The sequence below is a fragment of the Bacillus sp. SIMBA_008 genome (genome assembly GCF_046535495.1).
Taxonomy (GTDB): domain Bacteria; phylum Bacillota; class Bacilli; order Bacillales; family Bacillaceae; genus Bacillus; species Bacillus subtilis.
Genome location: NZ_JAWRWL010001153.1, coordinates 1 through 241, shown reverse-complemented (window position 1 = coordinate 241; position 241 = coordinate 1). Strand labels below are relative to the sequence as shown.

General features: G+C 75.1%; 1 protein-coding gene. It reads right to left on the bottom strand.

Translation table 11 applies throughout. The features are described from left to right. Positions 1–241: putative Ig domain-containing protein (locus SB658_RS27055; protein WP_410603604.1), on the bottom strand; the 241-nt coding region annotated here is incomplete at both ends.

The following is a 241-nucleotide window of genomic DNA, read 5'->3' as shown; positions in this document are numbered from 1 at the left end:
CGAGGTTGACGCCCGCCGGCAGCGCGCCGGCGGTCACCGCATAGCTATACGGCGCCGTGCCGCCGCTGGCCGACAGGGTCTGTGCGTACGGCGAGCCGGCCGTACCCGTGGGCAGGCTGGTCGGCGTCAGCGCGATGGTCGGCGCGCCGGTGACCAGGGTGTAGGCCTGCGTGCCCTGGAAGCCCAGCGCGTCGGTCGCCGTCACGGTGAGGCCGAAGGTTCCCGCCACGCTCGGCGTGCC